The organism is Gramella sp. AN32, assembly GCF_023718305.1.
GTDB lineage: Bacteria > Bacteroidota > Bacteroidia > Flavobacteriales > Flavobacteriaceae > Christiangramia > Christiangramia antarctica.
The window spans coordinates 66,207-84,559 of the sequence record NZ_QEYO01000001.1; the positions used below are offsets into that span (position 1 = coordinate 66,207).

Here is an 18,353-nt window from a genome sequence, read left to right on the forward strand (position 1 = left end):
ATAAAAAAAACCCGGTCATGGCCGGGTTTCTTGTTTAATTCAATCAGTTAAAAATTTAATTCTTCGGAATATTTTTTAGGACTTCGATCACAAATTTCCAGTATTTCTGGACTGAAGAAATCGACGCTCTTTCATCTGGAGAATGAGCTCCTTTGATGGTGGGTCCAAAAGAAATCATATCCATTTCTGGATAGTGACTACCAATAATCCCACACTCCAGGCCGGCATGACAGGCAGCGATATGTGCCTTTTCACCATTTATTTCCTGGTATAATTTGTCCAGTACTTTCAATATATCTGAATCTTTGTCTGGAGCCCATCCCGGATATTCCCCAGATAGTTCCACCTTAAAACCAGCCAGATTAAAAACCGCTTTTAAAGAATTTGAAAGGTTATTTCTGGAAGATTCTACTGAACTCCTGGTAAGACAATTAATAACCGCTTTTCCGTTTTTCACTCTTACATTAGCTACATTATTTGAGGTTTCTACCAAACCTTCAATTTGCGGGCTCATTCGAAATACACCATTATGGGCAGCCTCTATGGCGCTCAATAATTGCTGCTGAAAATCTATTGGGAACACTTTTTCCGGAAGCTGCGTAGTTTCAATTTCAACATGTAAGTTTGGCTCCAAAGAAGAATATTCTCCAGCAATCGCTGAAGTCCTCTTTTGAATTTCACTTTTAAACGCATCTACTTCAGAATTCTTCATAGCCAGGACCACCTGGCTTTCCCTGGGAATGGCATTTCGTAATCCGCCACCATTTATTTCTGAGATTTTCATTTCAAAACTTTCCGGCAGGTCAAAAAGCAAACGGTTCATCAGCTTATTGGCATTCCCCAAGCCTTTGATAATCTCCATCCCTGAATGTCCTCCCTGTAAACCTTTCAGTTTTAATTGAAATGCAGTATATCCTTCCCGTAAATTCTCTTCTTTATAATCCTGGGTGGCCGTAACATCTACCCCGCCGGCACAACCAATTCCTATTTCATCATCTTCTTCGGTGTCCAGGTTTAATAAGATTTTACCTTCAAGGATACCGGGATCCAAATTTTTCGCGCCGGTCATCCCGGTTTCCTCGTCTATCGTAAACAAACATTCCAAAGCGGGATGCTCCAAAGTATCGCTTTCCAGAATTGCCATCATCGTGGCCACCCCAAGGCCATTATCGGCTCCCAGAGTGGTTCCTTTCGCTTTTACCCAGTCCCCCTCAATTTTCATCTCTATGCCCTGGGACTCAAAATCAAATTGAGTATCGTTATTCTTTTGATGAACCATGTCCAGATGCGCTTGTAAAACCACGGTTTTACGATCTTCCAGTCCCCTGGTTGCAGGCTTTTTGATCACCACATTTCCCACAGCATCAACTTTAGTCTTCAGGTTAAGATTTTTCCCGAATTCTTTTATAAAATTGATCACCCTTTCCTCCTTTTTTGAAGGTCTGGGTACTGCGTTAAGATCGGCGAATTTATTCCATAATTCTCTAGGCTCTAATGCCCTGATAGCTTCATTCATCTAACTTTTCATTTTTTAATTCCCACAAAGGTATTGGATTTGCACGATTCCCTTAAATTTGAAAAGCTTTAATTCATTCTAAACCAATTTTGTGCTAAAAAAGTCCACCCTCTTTCTCGCTATCCTGCTTCCGTTACAGATCATTTTTATCAAAATACTGTCTGGTTTCCCGCAGTTTGTGGAGATTTATTATTCCCTGGGAATTTACCCTTATATTTCCAGGGCGATGCGTTTTACCTTAGGTTTTCTGCCTTTTTCCCTGGGTGATTTTTTATACGCTGCTTTAATTATTTCATTGATATTTTGGGTGGTGCGCCGCATTAAACAGCGATTTAGAAATCCAAAAATATGGCTGGTAGACGCGCTTGCCTCGCTTTCTATTATTTATTTCTGTTTTAATCTTTTTTGGGGTTTTAATTATTATCGCCTCCCGCTGCACCAAAGTCTGGAGATTGAAAATGATTATACTATGGAGCAACTTATTTCACTTACGCAAAGACTTATTGAAAAGTCCAATACATTACATGATGAATTAGCTGAAAATGATTCAGTTAAAGTAGCATTTGAATTTTCTAAAAATGACCTTTTCAACAAAACCATTGACGGTTACTTAGCTTTGAAAAATGATTTCCCCGAACTTGAATATCGAAGTGAGGCCCTAAAAAGATCCCTTTACAGTATACCTTTAAGCTATATGGGTTTCAATGGCTATTTGAACCCTTTAACCAACGAAGCTCAGGTAAACTCCATTATCGTTCCTTATAAAATCCCTACGACGGCATCTCATGAAATTGGGCATCAGTTAGGTTTTGCCAAAGAGAATGAGGCCAATTTCATCGCCTGCCTGGCTACCTTAAATCATCCCGACCCTTATTTCCGGTATTCCGGATTTACGTTTGCGTTGAATTATTGTTTAAGTGAATTGTATTTGCGCGACCAGGAAAAATTTCAGGAAGTAAAAAAAACCATAAATCCCGGGATTTTAGAGAATTATCGGGAAGTGCATGAATTCTGGCTCAAACATCAAAATCCTTTTGAACCACTGTTTCAGCTTACGTATCATCAATATCTGAAAGCAAATAATCAGGCCGATGGTTTGAAAAGTTACAGTTACGTAGTGGCGCTTCTGGTAAATTATTACGGTGAGGATGGGAATAACCTCTAAGTTTGCCTTAGATCCTCCAATTTTTATTACTTTAAAGCTCTTAAAAATTTCAAGCCTATTTATTATTCAAAATCATCAGAATTTATGAGATTAAAATTGTTGATTTTGGGGATTTTCTGCTGCCTTTTTCAGTTAAATGCACAGGAATATTTCCCGAAAAACGATGGTGTTACCAATCCTAATACCAATTTTACCGTTTTCAAAAATGCCCGGATCCATGTAGATCCCCAAACGGTGATTGAAAGCGGGATGTTTTCTATTCAGAATGGTAAAATTAAAGCCGTAGGAAAAAATATCAATGTTCCAGAAAATAGTATTGTGATCGATCTGGAAGGAAAGGAAGTGTATCCTTCATTTATCGATCTATATTCAGATTTTGGAATTGAAAAATTAAAACGTGCTGAAGGCGGAAGTTCTCCTCAATATGATGCCAGTAGAGAAGGTTTTTATTGGAACGATCATATTCGTCCTGATATCGACGCGATTTCCAATTTCAATTTTGATGATAAAGAAGCTGAAAAATTGCAAAAAGCTGGTTTTGGAGTGGTAAACACCCATGTTCCGGATGGTATTATTCGTGGCTCCGGGATGCTGGTAGCACTAACTCCGGATGCTATGGAAGGCGACCGGATCTTAAATGAACGATCTGGCCAATATTTGTCTTTTGATAAAAGTGTGCTTTCGAGACAGTCCTACCCTACTTCTATTATGGGTGCGATGGCCTTGCTTCGCCAAACCTATATGGATGCGCAATGGTATGCCAATGGAAATGCCGATAATAAAGATCTCGCCCTGGAAGCATTGAATAAAAATAAAAATCTGCTTCAAATTTTTGCCACAGACAATCTTCTGGACGAGTTTAGAGCCGATAAGGTTGGGGATGAATTTGGCATCCAGTATGTAATTCTTGGAAGCGGAAATGAATATCAGCGGCTGGATAAAGTAAAAAGCTCCGGCGCAACCTATATCGTCCCCCTAAAATTTCCAGATGCTTATGATGTAGAAAACCCGTATATGGCTGAATATATCAGTCTTGCGGAAATGAAACAATGGAACCAGGCACCGGCAAACTTAAAGATGCTTGCGGAAAAGGCTATTCCTTTTACCTTAACCACCCATTCTCTTGATGCTGAAAAAGATTTTAAAACCAACCTTTTAAAAGCAATCGAATATGGTTTAAGCAAAGAAGATGCCCTTGCCGCGTTAACGACGGTCCCGGCGAAAACTATAGGAAAATCTGCTGAACTGGGAGCGATAAAGACCGGTGCCTGGGCGAACTTTATTATCACTTCCGGGGATTATTTCGAAAAAGAAACCACACTTTATGAAAATTGGGTGCAGGGGAAAAAGAAAGTGTTGAGTAACATGGATGTGACCAATATTACCGGTGAATATGATTTGAATCTTAAAGGTGAATCTTATGAACTTAGCATTACCGGAGAACCTTCTTCTCCAAAAGCTGAAGTGAAGACAGATGATAAAAAATTAGGTACAAAGATCAGTTTTTCTGATAACTGGATGAACCTTTTAATATCTTCTCCAGATAGCACTAAAACTGAATTTATTCGATTGGTGGCACACGTCCCGGATCTTTCAGAAAATATTTCCGGAAAAGCATTCATGCCTGATGGTTCTGAAACCAGCTTTACCGCGACCAAAAAAGCAAAATCTGATACCGCAGAGAAAAAGGATAAAGAAGAGGAAGAAAAAAAGGATAAGGAAAAACCTGAAATATTGCCTGTCACCTTTCCAAATTCTGCTTACGGATTTAAACAACTGCCCAAACAGGAAAATGTGTTATTCAAAAATGCGACCGTATGGACCAGTGAAGATGATGGTGTATTGGAAAATACCGATGTGTTGGTCAAAAATGGCATGATATCGAAAGTGGGAAAAGATCTTAATGCCGGTGGGGCAAAAGTGATCGATGCAACCGGGAAACATTTGACCGCAGGGATTATTGATGAACATTCACACCTTGCCGCATCTGCAATCAATGAAGCCGGACAGAATTCTTCCGCGGAAGTGCAAATGGAAGATGTGATCGATCCTTCAGATATGGGTATTTACAGGGATCTTGCCGGCGGGGTGACTACGATTCAGTTATTGCATGGATCAGCAAATCCAATCGGTGGTCGTTCAGCCATTTTAAAATTAAAGTGGGGTGAAACTCCTGAAAATATGATCTTCGAACAGGCTCCTCCTTTTATTAAGTTCGCCTTAGGTGAGAATGTAAAGCAGGCGAATTGGGGCGGCGGGGTAAGATTTCCGCAAACACGAATGGGGGTCGAGCAGGTTTTCACCGATTATTTCAGCAGGGCTAAAACCTATGAAAAAAAGAAAAATAACGGAGATAAGGACTTCAGAAAAGATCTTGAAATGGAAACATTGGTAGAGATCATGAATGGAGATCGTTTTGTAAGTTCACATTCTTACATTCAGAGTGAGATAAATATGCTGATGAAAGTGGCCGAAAAATTCGGGTTTAATATCAACACTTTTACGCATATTCTGGAAGGGTATAAAGTTGCAGATATCATGAAAGAACATGGTGTGGGTGCTTCTACATTTTCAGACTGGTGGGCTTATAAATATGAAGTGAATGATGCCATTCCTTATAACGCCTCGATCATGAACGAAGTGGGCATCACGGTAGCAATTAATAGTGATGATGGGGAAATGAGTAGAAGGCTCAATCAGGAAGCCGCGAAAAGCATTAAATATGGTGGAATGAGCGAAGAAGATGCGTGGAAAATGGTGACTATCAATCCCGCGAAACTTTTGCATGTTGATGATCTGGTAGGAAGTATAAAAACCGGAAAACAGGCTGATCTTGTCCTTTGGAACAACCATCCTCTTTCTATTTACGCGATTCCGGAAAAGACGATGATTGAAGGGGTGGTTTATTTTGATATTGAAAAAGATAAAGCAATGCGTGAAGAAATTAAGAAAGAACGCAACGAGCTAATTAGTGATATGCTGAAAGCGAAGAACAGCGGCGTAAAAACCCAGCCGGTTAAGAAGAAGGAAGAGCAAAAGGTTCACTGTAACCTATTAGAAGAGGTACACTAAAATTTAGATAAGATGAAATTTAAAAATATAACGAGTCTCATAATTATTTTATTCGGAATAAAAAGCGGGGTTGCCCAGCAAACTCCGGCACCAGCTCAAACTGAAGCGATCACGATCGTTGGGGCAACAGCTCACCTTGGAAATGGGGAAGTTATGGAAAACAGCCTGATCATTCTTGAGGACGGAAAAATTTCACGAATACAACCGGTGACCAGCACTAAAATGCAATACCCCGGAAAAATTATCCAGGCAAAAGGCAAACATGTGTATCCCGGAATCATTGCTCCAAATTCTACTCTTGGTTTGGTAGAAATCGATGCAGTAAAACCTACTGATGATGAAGATGAAATTGGTGAAATTTTGCCTAATATCCGTAGTTTGATTGCCTACAATGCTGAAAGCAAAATTGTAGAATCTATGCGGCCCAATGGAGTACTTTTAGGTCAGATTGTCCCTCGTGGAGGTTTGATTTCCGGTACCTCTTCCGTGGTGCAATTTGATGCCTGGAATTGGGAAGATGCGGTGGTGAAAGAAGACGATGCCTTGCATATTAACTGGCCAAATTCTTATAGAAGGGGAAGATGGTGGGCCGGTGAAGAACGCGGGTTAAAAGCTAATGATGATTATACTTCAGATATTCAAAAATTATCAGATTTCTTTGCGTCTTCCAAAGCTTATTTATCTGGCAGTGATTACACCAACCTTGCCTATGATGCGATGCGACCTGTTTTTGAGGGGAAAAAGAAAGTCTTTGTACATGTAGATGGTGAAAAAGAAATTCTGGATGCTATTCAGTTTAAAAAAGAACAAAATATCAATCATTTTGTGATCGTGGGCGGGTATCATGCGCTTGGCGCGGCCCGTCAATTAAAGGAAAATAATATTCCGGTGCTGGTGAACAGGCCGCATTCTTTGCCAAATCAGGATGACGAAGATTATGATTATCCCTATAAATTAGCAAAACTTCTGGATGATGCCGGAGTGATGGTTTCCCTGGAAAGCAGCGGACAAATGGAAAGAATGAACACCAGAAATTTACCCTTTTACGCCGGTACAGTGGCCGCATTAGGAATGGATAAAGAACATGCTTTGGAATTGATCACCCTGAATGCCGCAAAAATCCTTGGAATTGATGAAAATTATGGAAGTTTAGAGGCGGGTAAGTCGGCTACTTTATTTATTTCAGAAGGGGATGCTTTAGACATGAGAACTAACATTTTATCGCATGCTTTTATTGATGGGCGTGAATTAAGCCTGGAAACCCATCAAACAGAATTATGGAAACGTTATTCCAATAAATATAAAAATCAGGATAATTCAGATAAAAAGGAATAAATACTGATTGAAAATCATTAAAACTCCTGCTCTGGCGGGAGTTTTTCTTTTTCAAAAAAAGCTAAATTTACCCATGCTTAAAAAAATTACCAGCTTGCAGAATAATGAAGTGAAATGGGTGCTTCAACTTCAGGAAAAATCCCGGAATCGCCGGAAAGAAAATGCTTTTGTAGTGGAGGGTAGGCGGGAAATTGAACTTGCCTTTAAAGGCGGGTATGAGCCAATCAATATCTATTATGTGCCGGAAATGATCGCATTTGAAACGGTGATGGAACTGTCTAAATTAAACCCGGAGCATGGAGCTGAAATCACCGAATTAAGCGATGCAGTTTACCAAAAATTAGCTTACAGGAGTAGTACCGAAGGTTTGCTGGCCATTTTCAAAATTCATGAATTTAAACTTGAAGATTTAAAATTCGAAAATAAAAATCCGTTGATTTTAGTAGCCGAAGCACCCGAAAAACCGGGAAATATTGGGGCCATCTTAAGAACGGCAGATGCTGCCAACCTGGACGCGGTGATTATTGCAAATCCTAAAACCGATCTTTATAATCCAAATATTATCCGTAGCAGTGTGGGTTGCGTTTTTACCAACAAGGTGTGTACAGGTTCAACCCTGGAAATTATTGATTTTTTAAACTCAAAAAATATTAAAATCTATTCAGCTTCGCTGCAAGCTTCGCAAAATTATCTGAAAACCGATTTTACCGGGGCAACTGCAATTATAGTAGGCACAGAATCTACCGGACTGAGTAATGAATGGATCGAAAATTCGACTCAGAATATCCATATTCCCATGGAAGGAGAAATAGATTCCATGAATGTTTCGGTCGCGGCAGGGATCCTGATTTTTGAAGCAAAAAGACAACGAAATATTTGAAATCTATAGATTATTTTTGGCACATTTGGACTACGCTCTATGTGACAAAATAGACCTGAAACTTTAAACTTTTGAACTCTGAACTTTTAAACATTTAAACTTTTAAAAAATCTTGAACTCCCAAATCCTTTTTAACCTCATCATTGGCATCATCATTATTAGTTTTGTATTGGATAAAATCCTGGACGCTATCAATGCCCGGCATTTTAATGATCCCATTCCGGCAGAGCTGGACGATGTATATGACCAGACAGAATATGAAAAATCCCAGAACTATAAAAAAGAGCGGTTTAAATTCGGCTTGATTTCATCCACTTTTTCCATTCTGCTAACCCTGGGTTTTATATTTCTGGATGGTTTTGAGTTCGTAGATGATATTGCCAGAAGTTATTCAGAAAATAATATTGTGATCGCGCTTATTTTCTTCGGAATTATTATGCTTGTGAGTGATTTGATCATGTTGCCCTTTTCCTATTACAGCACTTTTGTTATTGAGGAAAAATACGGTTTTAATAAAACCACTATGAAAACTTTCATTTTTGATAAGCTGAAAGGTTTATTAATGATGGCATTTATTGGAGGTGGGATTTTAGCTTTGATCGTTTGGTTTTATGAACTTGCCGGGGAGAACTTCTGGTGGTATGCCTGGATCCTGGTTTCAGTATTTTCCATATTCATGAATATGTTCTATGCTAAACTCATCGTTCCCCTTTTTAATAAACAAACGCCTTTGGAAGATGGTTCTTTAAGGAACAAAATTGAAGCTTATGCGAGGAAAGTTGGGTTTAAACTGGATAATATATTTGTGATCGATGGTTCGAAAAGGAGTACGAAGGCAAATGCTTATTTTTCAGGTTTTGGCAAAGAGAAAAGAATTACGCTTTATGATACCTTAATCAATGATTTGGAAGAAGAGGAAATTGTCGCAGTCCTGGCGCACGAAGTTGGACATTATAAGAAAAACCACATCATTATAAACCTAATCGTCTCCATTCTAACCACTGGTTTTACCCTGTGGCTATTATCCTTGTTTGTTGGAAATCCTATCCTTTCCAAAGCTTTAGGTGTAGAAACGCCCAGTTTTCATATTGGTTTGGTTGCCTTCGGAATTTTATACGGACCTATTTCAGAAATTACCAGTTTAATCATGAATTATCTATCCCGAAAATTTGAGTATCAGGCAGATGATTTTGCGTCTTCAACTTATAACGGAAATGCTTTAATTTCAAGTTTAAAAAAGCTTTCAAAAAATAGTTTAAGCAATCTTACTCCGCATAAAGCTTATGTTTTTTGGCATTATTCACATCCCAGTTTATTACAACGAACCCGAAATTTGAAATCTGGTTTATAGTTGCTTCATTTTAATCTTAATTGTATTTTTAGAGGATGACAGAGGCTGCAATAGCAAAAGAAAACAAACAAATTGCCAGGCAATACAAGGAATTGCTGCGTATAAGTTATCAAACACTTTCCGAAGATGATAAAAAACTTATTCGTAAAGCTTTTGATGTTGCGGTAGACGCACATAAAGACCAGCGCCGTAAATCTGGGGAAGCCTATATCTTCCACCCTATCGCTGTTGCTAAAATTGTGGCTTCAGAAATTGGTCTTGACGCAACTTCTATTTCTGCCGCTTTATTACATGATGTTGTTGAAGATACCTCTTACACTTTTGAGGATATCCGGAAAATGTTTGGTGATGCCGTTGCCCGAATTGTGGAAGGCCTTACAAAAATTTCCAGTTTAAAAAAGGATAAGGATGTTTCCCTGCAGGCTGAGAATTTCAGAAAAATGCTGCTCACGCTGAATGATGACGTAAGGGTGATCATCATAAAAATAGCCGATCGCCTTCACAACATGCAAACCATGGATGCGATGCGACCTGATAAACAGGTTAAGATCGCTTCAGAAACTTTGTATATCTATGCTCCTTTAGCGCATAGAATTGGGCTTTACAACATTAAAACCGAACTGGAAGATCTTGGCTTAAAATACACCGAACCGGAAATTTACCACGAGCTTCTCACTAAAATTAAAGAAAGTAAAGAACAGCAGGACACCTACATCAAGGAATTCAGTAAAGTAATTCAGGATTCTTTAGATAAGGAGGAGTTGCAGTATGAAATAAAAGGCAGGCCAAAATCGATCTATTCTATTAATCGAAAAATAATTAGTCAGAATATTTCATTTGAAGAGGTTTATGACAAATTTGCGATTCGAATTATTTATAAAAGTGAGCCTTCAAACGAAAAATTTCTCGCCTGGAAAATTTATTCCATTGTTACAGATCATTTCCGGCCTAACCCCACCCGATTAAGGGATTGGATCTCTTCTCCCAAATCTACAGGCTATGAAGCCTTGCACATTACCGTGATGGGGCCAAAAGGTCGTTGGGTGGAAGTGCAAATTCGCAGCATGCGTATGAATGAAATTGCTGAAAAAGGTTATGCCGCACATTATAAGTACAAACAGGGAAGTGATAATGAAGAAAGAGGTTTTGAAGAATGGGTAACTAAACTTCAGGAAGCTTTGGAAAATGCTGAAATAAATGCGGTTGATTTTGTTGAACAGTTCAAACTGAACCTCTATTCCAAAGAAATCTTTGTATTTACCCCGCAGGGAGATTTAAAATCATTACCAAAAGGTTCTACTCCGCTGGATTTTGCTTTCAGTATCCATACAGAAATTGGTTTACATACCAGGGGAGCGCGTGTGAATAACAAACTGGTCCCCTTAAGCCATGAATTACACAGCGGTGACCAGGTGGAAATTATCACTTCGGAAAATGCCAAACCAAATGTGAACTGGCTGGATTATGCCAATACTGCAAGAGCCCGGGCAAAAATCAAATCATCTTTAAAAGATGAGAAAAAGGAAATTGCGGAAGATGGGAAAGCGGTGCTGGCCAGAAAACTAAAATCGCAAAAAATTCAGTTTAATGAAAATACCATTAACGAGCTGGTAAACCACTTTCATTTAAAGACAAGTCTTGACCTGTTTTACCGTGTTGGAGTTGGCAAAATAGATAATAAAATGCTGAAGGAATTCGCCTCTTCCCGCAGCAACGCTTTTGTAAGCTATTTTAAAAATAAGATTCGAAAACCTGCAATTTCAGCAGATCTTAATAAAGAAGAAATTACGCTGAAATACGATCAGCTGGTTTTTGGGAAAGAAGAGGAAAAACTTGAATATAAACTGGCGAATTGCTGTAACCCCATTCCCGGTGATAATGTTTTTGGGTTTATCTCTGTGAGCGATGGGATTAAGGTGCATAAAAAAGATTGTCCTAATGCGCTACAATTACAAAGTAACTATGCTTACCGCATTATTCAGGCAAAATGGATTGATAGCTCTCAACAGGAATTTGTTGCGGTTATCAGCTTAAAAGGAATTGATAATTTAGGACTGGTGAGTGAAATTACACAAGAAATTTCCAGTAATATGAATGTAAACATGAAAAACCTGAATTTCGACAGTTCAGATGGAGTGTTTAGCGGGAGGATTACCCTTGTGGTTAAAAACAACAATATCCTTAATACCATAATTCAACGCCTGAAAAAAATTAACGGCATAGACAAGGTCAGCCGTGAATAATCTTCTACATTTGCAATTCTATTATGAGTAAAAAAGTAGTAAATAAGAACGATCAGGCGGTCGTTAAAAATGTTTTTACCAAGTATCTTGAGGATAAAGGGCACCGGAAAACACCGGAACGCTTTGCCATACTCCAGGAAATTTATAATTCAGATGATCACTTTGATATTGAATCCCTTTATATCAAAATGAAAAATAAAAAGTACCGCGTAAGTCGTGCTACCTTATATAATACTATTGAATTGCTTTTAGAATGCGGTCTGGTAAGAAAGCATCAATTTGGTCAAAATCAGTCACAATATGAAAAATCTTATTTTGACAGGCAGCACGATCATATCATTTTAACAGATACCGGAGAAGTAATTGAATTTTGTGATCCACGAATTCAAAGTATTAAACAAACGATTGAAGAGGTTTTCGATATAGAGATCACAAAACACTCTTTATACTTTTACGGAAATAAAAAATCAACCAATTAAGACATAATTCATGGCAGTAGATTTACTACTAGGCCTCCAGTGGGGCGATGAAGGAAAAGGTAAAATTGTAGATGTCCTTACCTCGAAATATGACATTATTGCGCGCTTCCAGGGCGGTCCAAATGCAGGCCATACCTTAGAATTCGATGGTCAAAAACATGTTTTACATACAATCCCCTCTGGTATTTTTCATGAAAATAGCGTGAATTTAGTGGGTAATGGCGTGGTAATCGATCCGGTAATTTTCAAAAAGGAGCTGGATAATCTTGCCAGGCATAATATTGATTATACTCCCAAACTTTTAATTTCCAGAAAAGCCCACCTAATTCTACCTACGCATAGGTTATTGGATGCAGCTTCTGAAGCTTCCAAAGGGAAAGCTAAAATCGGCTCTACTTTAAAGGGAATTGGTCCTACTTATATGGATAAGACCGGAAGGAATGGTTTACGTGTAGGAGATCTTGAAATGGCCGATTGGAAAGAAAAATATCGTTCCCTGGCTGATAAGCATGAAAAAATGATTGCTTTTTATGAAGCAGATGTTCAATATGATCTGGAGGATCTTGAAAAGGAATTTTGGATAGCGGTACAAACTTTAAAAAAATTGACTTTTATTGATAGTGAAGAATATCTTCAACAGGCCATAAAAGCTGGGAAAACTATTTTAGCGGAAGGTGCCCAGGGTTCCCTTCTCGATATCGATTTTGGTACCTATCCGTTTGTAACCTCCTCCAATACTACGGCTGCAGGAGCGTGTACAGGACTAGGTGTGGCTCCGAATAAAATTGGGGAGGCTTTTGGAATATTTAAAGCCTATACCACCCGAGTTGGAAGCGGACCTTTCCCTACAGAATTATTTGACGAGGTAGGAGAAAGAATGGGTAAAGTAGGCAACGAATTTGGCGCGACCACAGGAAGAAAAAGAAGGTGTGGCTGGCTGGATCTTGTGGCCTTAAAATACGCTGTGCAGGTAAATGGTATTACTCAATTAATTATGATGAAAGGTGATGTACTAAGTGGTTTTAAAACACTGAAAATTTGTACGGCCTATAAATATAAAGGCGAAACCATTAAACATTTCCCTTTTAATATTGAGGAAGAAAATGTTACTCCAATCTATTCTGAAATGAAAGGCTGGAAAGAAGATTTAACCAGATTGAAAGATTCTTCAGAATTACCTAAGGAGTTTAATGACTACGTGGACTTTCTTGAAAAAGAACTGGAAACACCTATAAAAATAGTTTCCGTAGGACCCGATAGGACTCAAACCATCCAACGATAATATTTTTGAATTTTTCTAAAAACAAAGAAGGCTGCCAATTGGCAGCCTTCTTAATAATATATAATTAGGATAGATTAACTATCGCTATCTGCAACAATAAAGAAACCACCTATTGCCAGTACTTCTTCCATTGTTAAAGGTTCGTCAAATGCTTCTTGAACTGCCTGGTCTCCGCCAAAGTCAGCGAACATTCCAGAAAGATCTACTCCACCCTGTACCAAATTAGATTCAGGTGTAGCTCCGGCATAAATTGGATTAAAGGCATCTGGAAGTCCATTACTTGCGGCATCTCCACCAGTTACCCAGCCTTTTTGTCCTCTTAATCTTCTTACTTTAGAAGCATGTCTTGCTTCAACCGAATGAATTTGCAAGGCGTATTCTAAAAGTGCATTATCATTTGCCAAGGCTCCTGCCTGTCCTTTATATGCACGCACTCCGGTATCCTCAAAACCTTGAGATAAGGCTAAAAACGTATCATAGTTTTCAAAAGGGTCTAAAGCCAATCCACCTGGTGCACCTGTAAAATCAAATGTTGGTTTTGGTACAGCGGCATCTCCTAGAGCTGCCAGAAGAAAAGCTACGTGATCATCTTCGTGCTTAGAAATTTGTGCAAAAATATCCTTTGTTTCAGATGGTATTAAACCATCAGTATCTATAGCGATATTATAGTATTCTTTTTCAAGGTACTCTAAAGTCAATGCAAAATTCAATACATCTGTTGGCGATGCCTGCATAGCTGTTGTTACAAAAGCAGCGTTGGCAGCTTTTGTATTTTTGCTGGTTGCAGCCAAACCAAATGGAATTGAAGCCATGGTGACATCTTTTCCAAAAGATTTAAATTGCTTAAAGACATCCCTACGAGATGCACTCGCATCCAGAGAGGTTTTGTCAGATATTTTATCTAATATTTTTATAAAACTCATTTTCTTTGTTTTTTAATGTTGGTTAATTACTCAGTGGGTAATTGTGTAGCTGTAAATTCTGTTTGAACAAAGCCAGTATCAATAACCGCGGCTAATACATCTCCAGGAGGTGTAGCTTTATCGAAGGCCGGGCCTACTCCACTAATGGATACTAAAACTTCATCCCTTGCGAAAGCTGTGGTATTTGGTTCAAGAAGATCTGCATAAGCTGAAGCATGTCTTGCCTCCACAGATACAATTTTTCCTGCCAATAATAGATAAGTTCCACCATTTTCAGCATCAACATCAATTAACTTTCCAGCTCCATTATAAGCAGATACACCAGTATCTTCTAAAACTAAAGCTGTTCCTAAAACAGAAGCTCTATCAGTAAAATCAACTGAAGAGAAATCAAATTCTAAATCTGGAAGCATTGCTTCAGGAGTGGCTGCAGTGGCAGCACCAATTGCTGTTTTAAAAAATTCTCTGTGAATTACTTCATGGTACCAGGTATCTTCAAGGATTTGCTTTTCTTCAGAATCAGCAGCAAGACCAGTATAATAAGAACCGGCTACGGCTTCAGTATAAAAAGCAGCTTCTAATTGCTCTAAAGCAAACGCATAATTTAAAATTCCTAAATTTCCGCTACCTAAATCAAATACTGCATCAACTGGTGGTTCTGGTTCTGGCTCCGGTTCTGGATTAGGAGTCATTCCCTCAACGGGCTGTTCTGGATTAAACATATCATCCGCGCTACATCCATAAAGCAAAAAGCTGGAACCGGCAATACCGAGCCCACTTAACTTGATGAATTTTCTACGAGAACCTTTTTTCGATTTGTCAGTAGAATCTTCGACAATATCTACCTTAACTAAGGGTTTTTTCATAATTAAATAAATTTTAGTTTCACTGAAACATACGAAGGATACCCTGCTACGGTTTGATTCGAAGAGTTAAGGTTGTCTTAAAAGCATTTATTTTGAGAAATCTTTGGCAATTTATACCTCTTTTTCTCTTTTCCTTAAGGAATGTCTAACCATGACCTTTCGCTAATATGTGTAAAAGCATAGCAAGATGATCAAGTTGAGTCTTCATTTTTAATTACTTTTGAAAAAATTTTCCATTGAAACAAAAAGCTTTATTTATATTCTTTTTTACAATTTTAAATTTCCCCCAGGTTTTTGCTCAAAGTAAGCAGGCAATTTCTTTTCAGGCAGATAGGCAATTAAAAAATGAAGAAAGATATCCTGGTACCATTAGATTAAGTAAAGTTGAAAATCAGGTCTTCTTTGAACATGACGGAATAGAAGTCTGGTGTGATAATGCCGTATTTTATCAAACTGCTAATTTTTTTAAAGCCTATGGGAATATAAGGATGCAACAGGGGGATACGGTAACTATGACCAGTAATTATGCGGAATATAATGGAAATACTGAATTTGCCTTTGCCAGTGGAAGGGTTAAAATGATCCGGCCACAAACCACCCTGGAAACTGATAGCCTGTTTTTCGACCGGCTAAAGCAGCAGGCCTATTACAGAAGCGGTGGAAAAGTGACAGATACCTCAAGTGTTCTTACCAGTAAAATAGGACGCTATTTTATGAAGGAAGACAAATACAGCTTTATTAGGGAAGTGGTAGTGACAAATCCTGAATATATCATTAATAGTGAACAAATCGATTTTTATTCAGTATCTGGCCACGCTTATCTCTATGGACCTTCAACAATAGAAAGTGAGACCAGCACGGTTTATTGTGAGCGGGGTTTTTATGATACGCGAAACGATGAAGGCCATTTTGTAAAGAACAGCCGTATAGATTATAACAACAGGATCCTTGAAGGGGATAGTTTATATTTTAATCGGGAGAATAGCTTCGCTTCAGCAACAAATAATATTAGGGTAACGGATACCGTGAATAAAAGTCTTGTAACAGGCCATTATGCGGAGGTTTTTCGGGATAAAGACTCGGTTTTTATCACTAAGAGGGCACTCGCCGCGAGTTTACAGGATAAGGATTCCTTGTTTATTCATAGTGATACCATTATGATCACAGGAAAGCCAGAAAAACGTATCCTACGAGGATTCTATGATGTAAGAATTTTTAAGACCGATATGAGCGGGCGAAGTGATTCTCTTTATTCCGATCAAAGTTCGGGATTAACAAAATTGATTAATTTAAATGCCGGTGACGCAACCCGAAAACCAATTCTCTGGTCTGGCCTTAATCAAATGACTGGTGATAGTATCCATCTGCAAAGCAATCCCGAAACGGAACAATTAGACAGCCTTCGGGTATTTCAGAATGCATTTTTGATACAAAAAGATAGCATCGAAGGCTATAACCAGGTGAAAGGACTGGAGTTAATAGGTTATTTTAATGAAAATGAATTGCACCGGGTATATATCAATAAAAATACGGAAACCCTTAATTACATGCGGAATGATTCCGATGATCTTATTGGGATTAATAAAGCCCTGGCCAGTTCAATTGAAATATTTTTTGTCGACCAAAAAATTGAGGATATTTATTATCATAATCAGGTTGACGGAAAAATATATCCTGAAGCTGATCTTCCTAAAAATGGCAGATTACTTAGCGGATTCAATTGGCGGGGCGGGGAAAGGATCCTTACCAAAGAAGGTTTATTTGAAGGGGAATCTACACCCATACTTACTAAAATAAAAGGTATTCCCCTTCCTGAAGAGCCGGAAGAGTTTTTTGAGGAAAGAGAAGATAATGACTTATTACTAAATGAAAACTCACGTTTAAAACCCGATATTCTTAAGAACAGGGATGAAGACACTCTTCAATTTAAAACAGATTCCTTAAAAATTGAAAAGCCTAAAATTCAGGAAAGTTTGAAGCCAAAAGATTCTACACAGGTCATTAAAGATTCAATTCGTTGATAGAAGATTTTTTAAAATATCAGGCACAAACAACTCCTCACCCCCTGGGTTTGGAAGTTGAAAAAGCTTTGGGTTCTTTTGTATTTACAACAGACGGGAAGAAACATCTGGATTTTGTTGCCGGTGTTTCCGCTTGCAGTTTAGGACATTGTCACCCCAAAATTGTTTCAGCTATCAAAGGACAGGCAGAAAAATATCTGCATGTAATGGTATATGGCGAGTATGCCCAGGCCCCGGCTATAGATTTCGTAAAATTGCTCCATGCAAATTTACCCCCTACTTTAAACAAGACTTATTTGGTAAATTCTGGTACCGAAGCAATTGAAGGGGCTTTAAAACTTGCTCGTCGGGCGACAGGAAGATCAGAAATTATCGCGGCTAAAAATGCGTATCACGGTAATACCATGGGCTCTTTAAGTCTTATGGATTTTGAAGAACGCACCGAACCATTCAAACCTTTAGTTGGGGATATTTCCTTTGTGGAATTTAATAATGAGGAGCACCTTTCTCTTATTACTACTAAAACCGCTGCTATTATCCTGGAAACCATTCAGGGCGGGGCTGGTTTTATAATGCCCGTCAATAATTATTTGAAAAAGGTGAAATCCCGCTGTGAGGAGGTTGGGGCTTTAATGATCCTTGATGAGATCCAACCCGGATTCGGAAGAACCGGAAAACTATTTGGTTTCCAGAACTACGATGTTGTTCCAGATATAATTGCCCTCGGCAAAGGGATGGGTGGTGGATTGCCCGTTGGCGCCTTTACGGCGTCATCAGCATTAATGGACCTTTTAATGGATCATCCTAAATTAAGTCATATCACCACTTTCGGTGGAAATCCTTTAATTGCTGCCTCCTGCCTGGCGAACCTTAAAGAAATTACTGAAACATCTTTGGTTCAGCAAATCTTGGAAAAGGAAGAATTGATTCGAAAAACCTTAAAACATCCACTGATTTTAGAAATTAGAGGAAAAGGTCTAATGTTGGCTCTAATAATGACAACTGCCAAAATTGCCGATTCTTTGATCCTCCTCGCAAAAGACAGGGAACTTATCTTATTCTGGTTACTGTTTGAAAAGAGGGCAGTTCGCATCACCCCGCCTTTAACTATTTCTTCTGAAGAATTACGTAAGGGTTGTGGCATTATTGTTGACTTACTTGATGAACTTGAGAAAGGAATGCATGAATGTTAATTAATTTGTTAACAACAATATAACATT

General features: G+C 38.5%; 13 protein-coding genes. 10 read left to right on the forward strand and 3 right to left on the reverse strand.

The window, feature by feature from the left end:
- Nucleotides 1-55: 55 nt before the first annotated feature.
- Nucleotides 56-1,516 carry an aminoacyl-histidine dipeptidase gene (locus DHD80_RS00360; protein WP_251738895.1) on the reverse strand — a complete coding sequence of 487 codons (1,461 nt, stop codon included), beginning with the start codon at nt 1,514-1,516 and terminating at the stop codon, nt 56-58.
- A gap of 91 nt (nt 1,517-1,607) precedes the next feature.
- Between DHD80_RS00360 and DHD80_RS00365 the strand changes: the two genes are divergently transcribed.
- The 8 genes from DHD80_RS00365 to DHD80_RS00400 all read left to right on the forward strand — a co-directional run bounded on the left by DHD80_RS00365 (nt 1,608) and on the right by DHD80_RS00400 (nt 13,323).
- The gene (locus tag DHD80_RS00365) at nt 1,608-2,681 is read left to right on the forward strand and encodes a DUF3810 domain-containing protein (RefSeq protein WP_251738896.1); all 1,074 of its coding nucleotides are present in this window, start codon (nt 1,608-1,610) and stop codon (nt 2,679-2,681) included.
- 84 nt (nt 2,682-2,765) lie between these two features.
- The gene (locus DHD80_RS00370) at nt 2,766-5,753 is read left to right on the forward strand and encodes an amidohydrolase family protein (RefSeq protein WP_251738897.1); all 2,988 of its coding nucleotides are present in this window, start codon (nt 2,766-2,768) and stop codon (nt 5,751-5,753) included.
- A gap of 12 nt (nt 5,754-5,765) precedes the next feature.
- A complete protein-coding gene (locus tag DHD80_RS00375) occupies nt 5,766-7,088 on the forward strand; it encodes an amidohydrolase family protein (RefSeq protein ID WP_251738898.1) in 1,323 nt (440 codons plus the stop codon).
- Nucleotides 7,089-7,161: 73 nt separating this feature from the next.
- Complete coding sequence (locus DHD80_RS00380; protein WP_251738899.1) at nt 7,162-7,968, forward strand: RNA methyltransferase; 807 nt, start codon at nt 7,162-7,164, stop codon at nt 7,966-7,968.
- A 112-nt stretch (nt 7,969-8,080) separates the two neighbouring features.
- Complete coding sequence (locus DHD80_RS00385) at nt 8,081-9,319, forward strand: M48 family metallopeptidase (RefSeq protein WP_251738900.1); 1,239 nt, start codon at nt 8,081-8,083, stop codon at nt 9,317-9,319.
- Between the two features lie 35 nt (nt 9,320-9,354).
- Nucleotides 9,355-11,562, forward strand: coding sequence for a RelA/SpoT family protein (locus DHD80_RS00390; RefSeq protein WP_251738901.1), 2,208 nt, complete (start codon nt 9,355-9,357; stop codon nt 11,560-11,562).
- A gap of 23 nt (nt 11,563-11,585) precedes the next feature.
- Nucleotides 11,586-12,041, forward strand: coding sequence for a transcriptional repressor (locus DHD80_RS00395; RefSeq protein WP_251738902.1), 456 nt, complete (start codon nt 11,586-11,588; stop codon nt 12,039-12,041).
- 10 nt (nt 12,042-12,051) lie between these two features.
- The gene (locus DHD80_RS00400; RefSeq protein WP_251738903.1) at nt 12,052-13,323 is read left to right on the forward strand and encodes an adenylosuccinate synthase; all 1,272 of its coding nucleotides are present in this window, start codon (nt 12,052-12,054) and stop codon (nt 13,321-13,323) included.
- 74 nt (nt 13,324-13,397) lie between these two features.
- Here DHD80_RS00400 and DHD80_RS00405 read toward each other — a convergent pair whose 3' ends face one another.
- Together DHD80_RS00405 and DHD80_RS00410 are read right to left on the reverse strand one after the other, a co-directional pair.
- A complete protein-coding gene (locus DHD80_RS00405) occupies nt 13,398-14,246 on the reverse strand; it encodes a ferritin-like domain-containing protein (RefSeq protein ID WP_251738904.1) in 849 nt (282 codons plus the stop codon).
- Nucleotides 14,247-14,272: 26 nt separating this feature from the next.
- Nucleotides 14,273-15,112 (reverse strand): ferritin-like domain-containing protein, encoded by an 840-nt coding sequence (locus DHD80_RS00410; RefSeq protein WP_251738905.1) that lies wholly within the window; start codon nt 15,110-15,112, stop codon nt 14,273-14,275.
- A gap of 236 nt (nt 15,113-15,348) precedes the next feature.
- Here DHD80_RS00410 and DHD80_RS00415 point away from each other — a divergent pair, with 236 nt between their 5' ends.
- Both DHD80_RS00415 and DHD80_RS00420 read left to right on the forward strand, forming a co-directional pair.
- Nucleotides 15,349-17,133 carry an OstA-like protein gene (locus DHD80_RS00415; RefSeq protein ID WP_251738906.1) on the forward strand — a complete coding sequence of 595 codons (1,785 nt, stop codon included), beginning with the start codon at nt 15,349-15,351 and terminating at the stop codon, nt 17,131-17,133.
- A complete protein-coding gene (locus DHD80_RS00420) occupies nt 17,130-18,326 on the forward strand; it encodes an aminotransferase class III-fold pyridoxal phosphate-dependent enzyme (RefSeq protein ID WP_251738907.1) in 1,197 nt (398 codons plus the stop codon). The genes DHD80_RS00415 and DHD80_RS00420 overlap by 4 nt, the downstream gene beginning before the upstream one ends.
- The last annotated feature ends 27 nt before the right edge of the window (nt 18,327-18,353 follow it).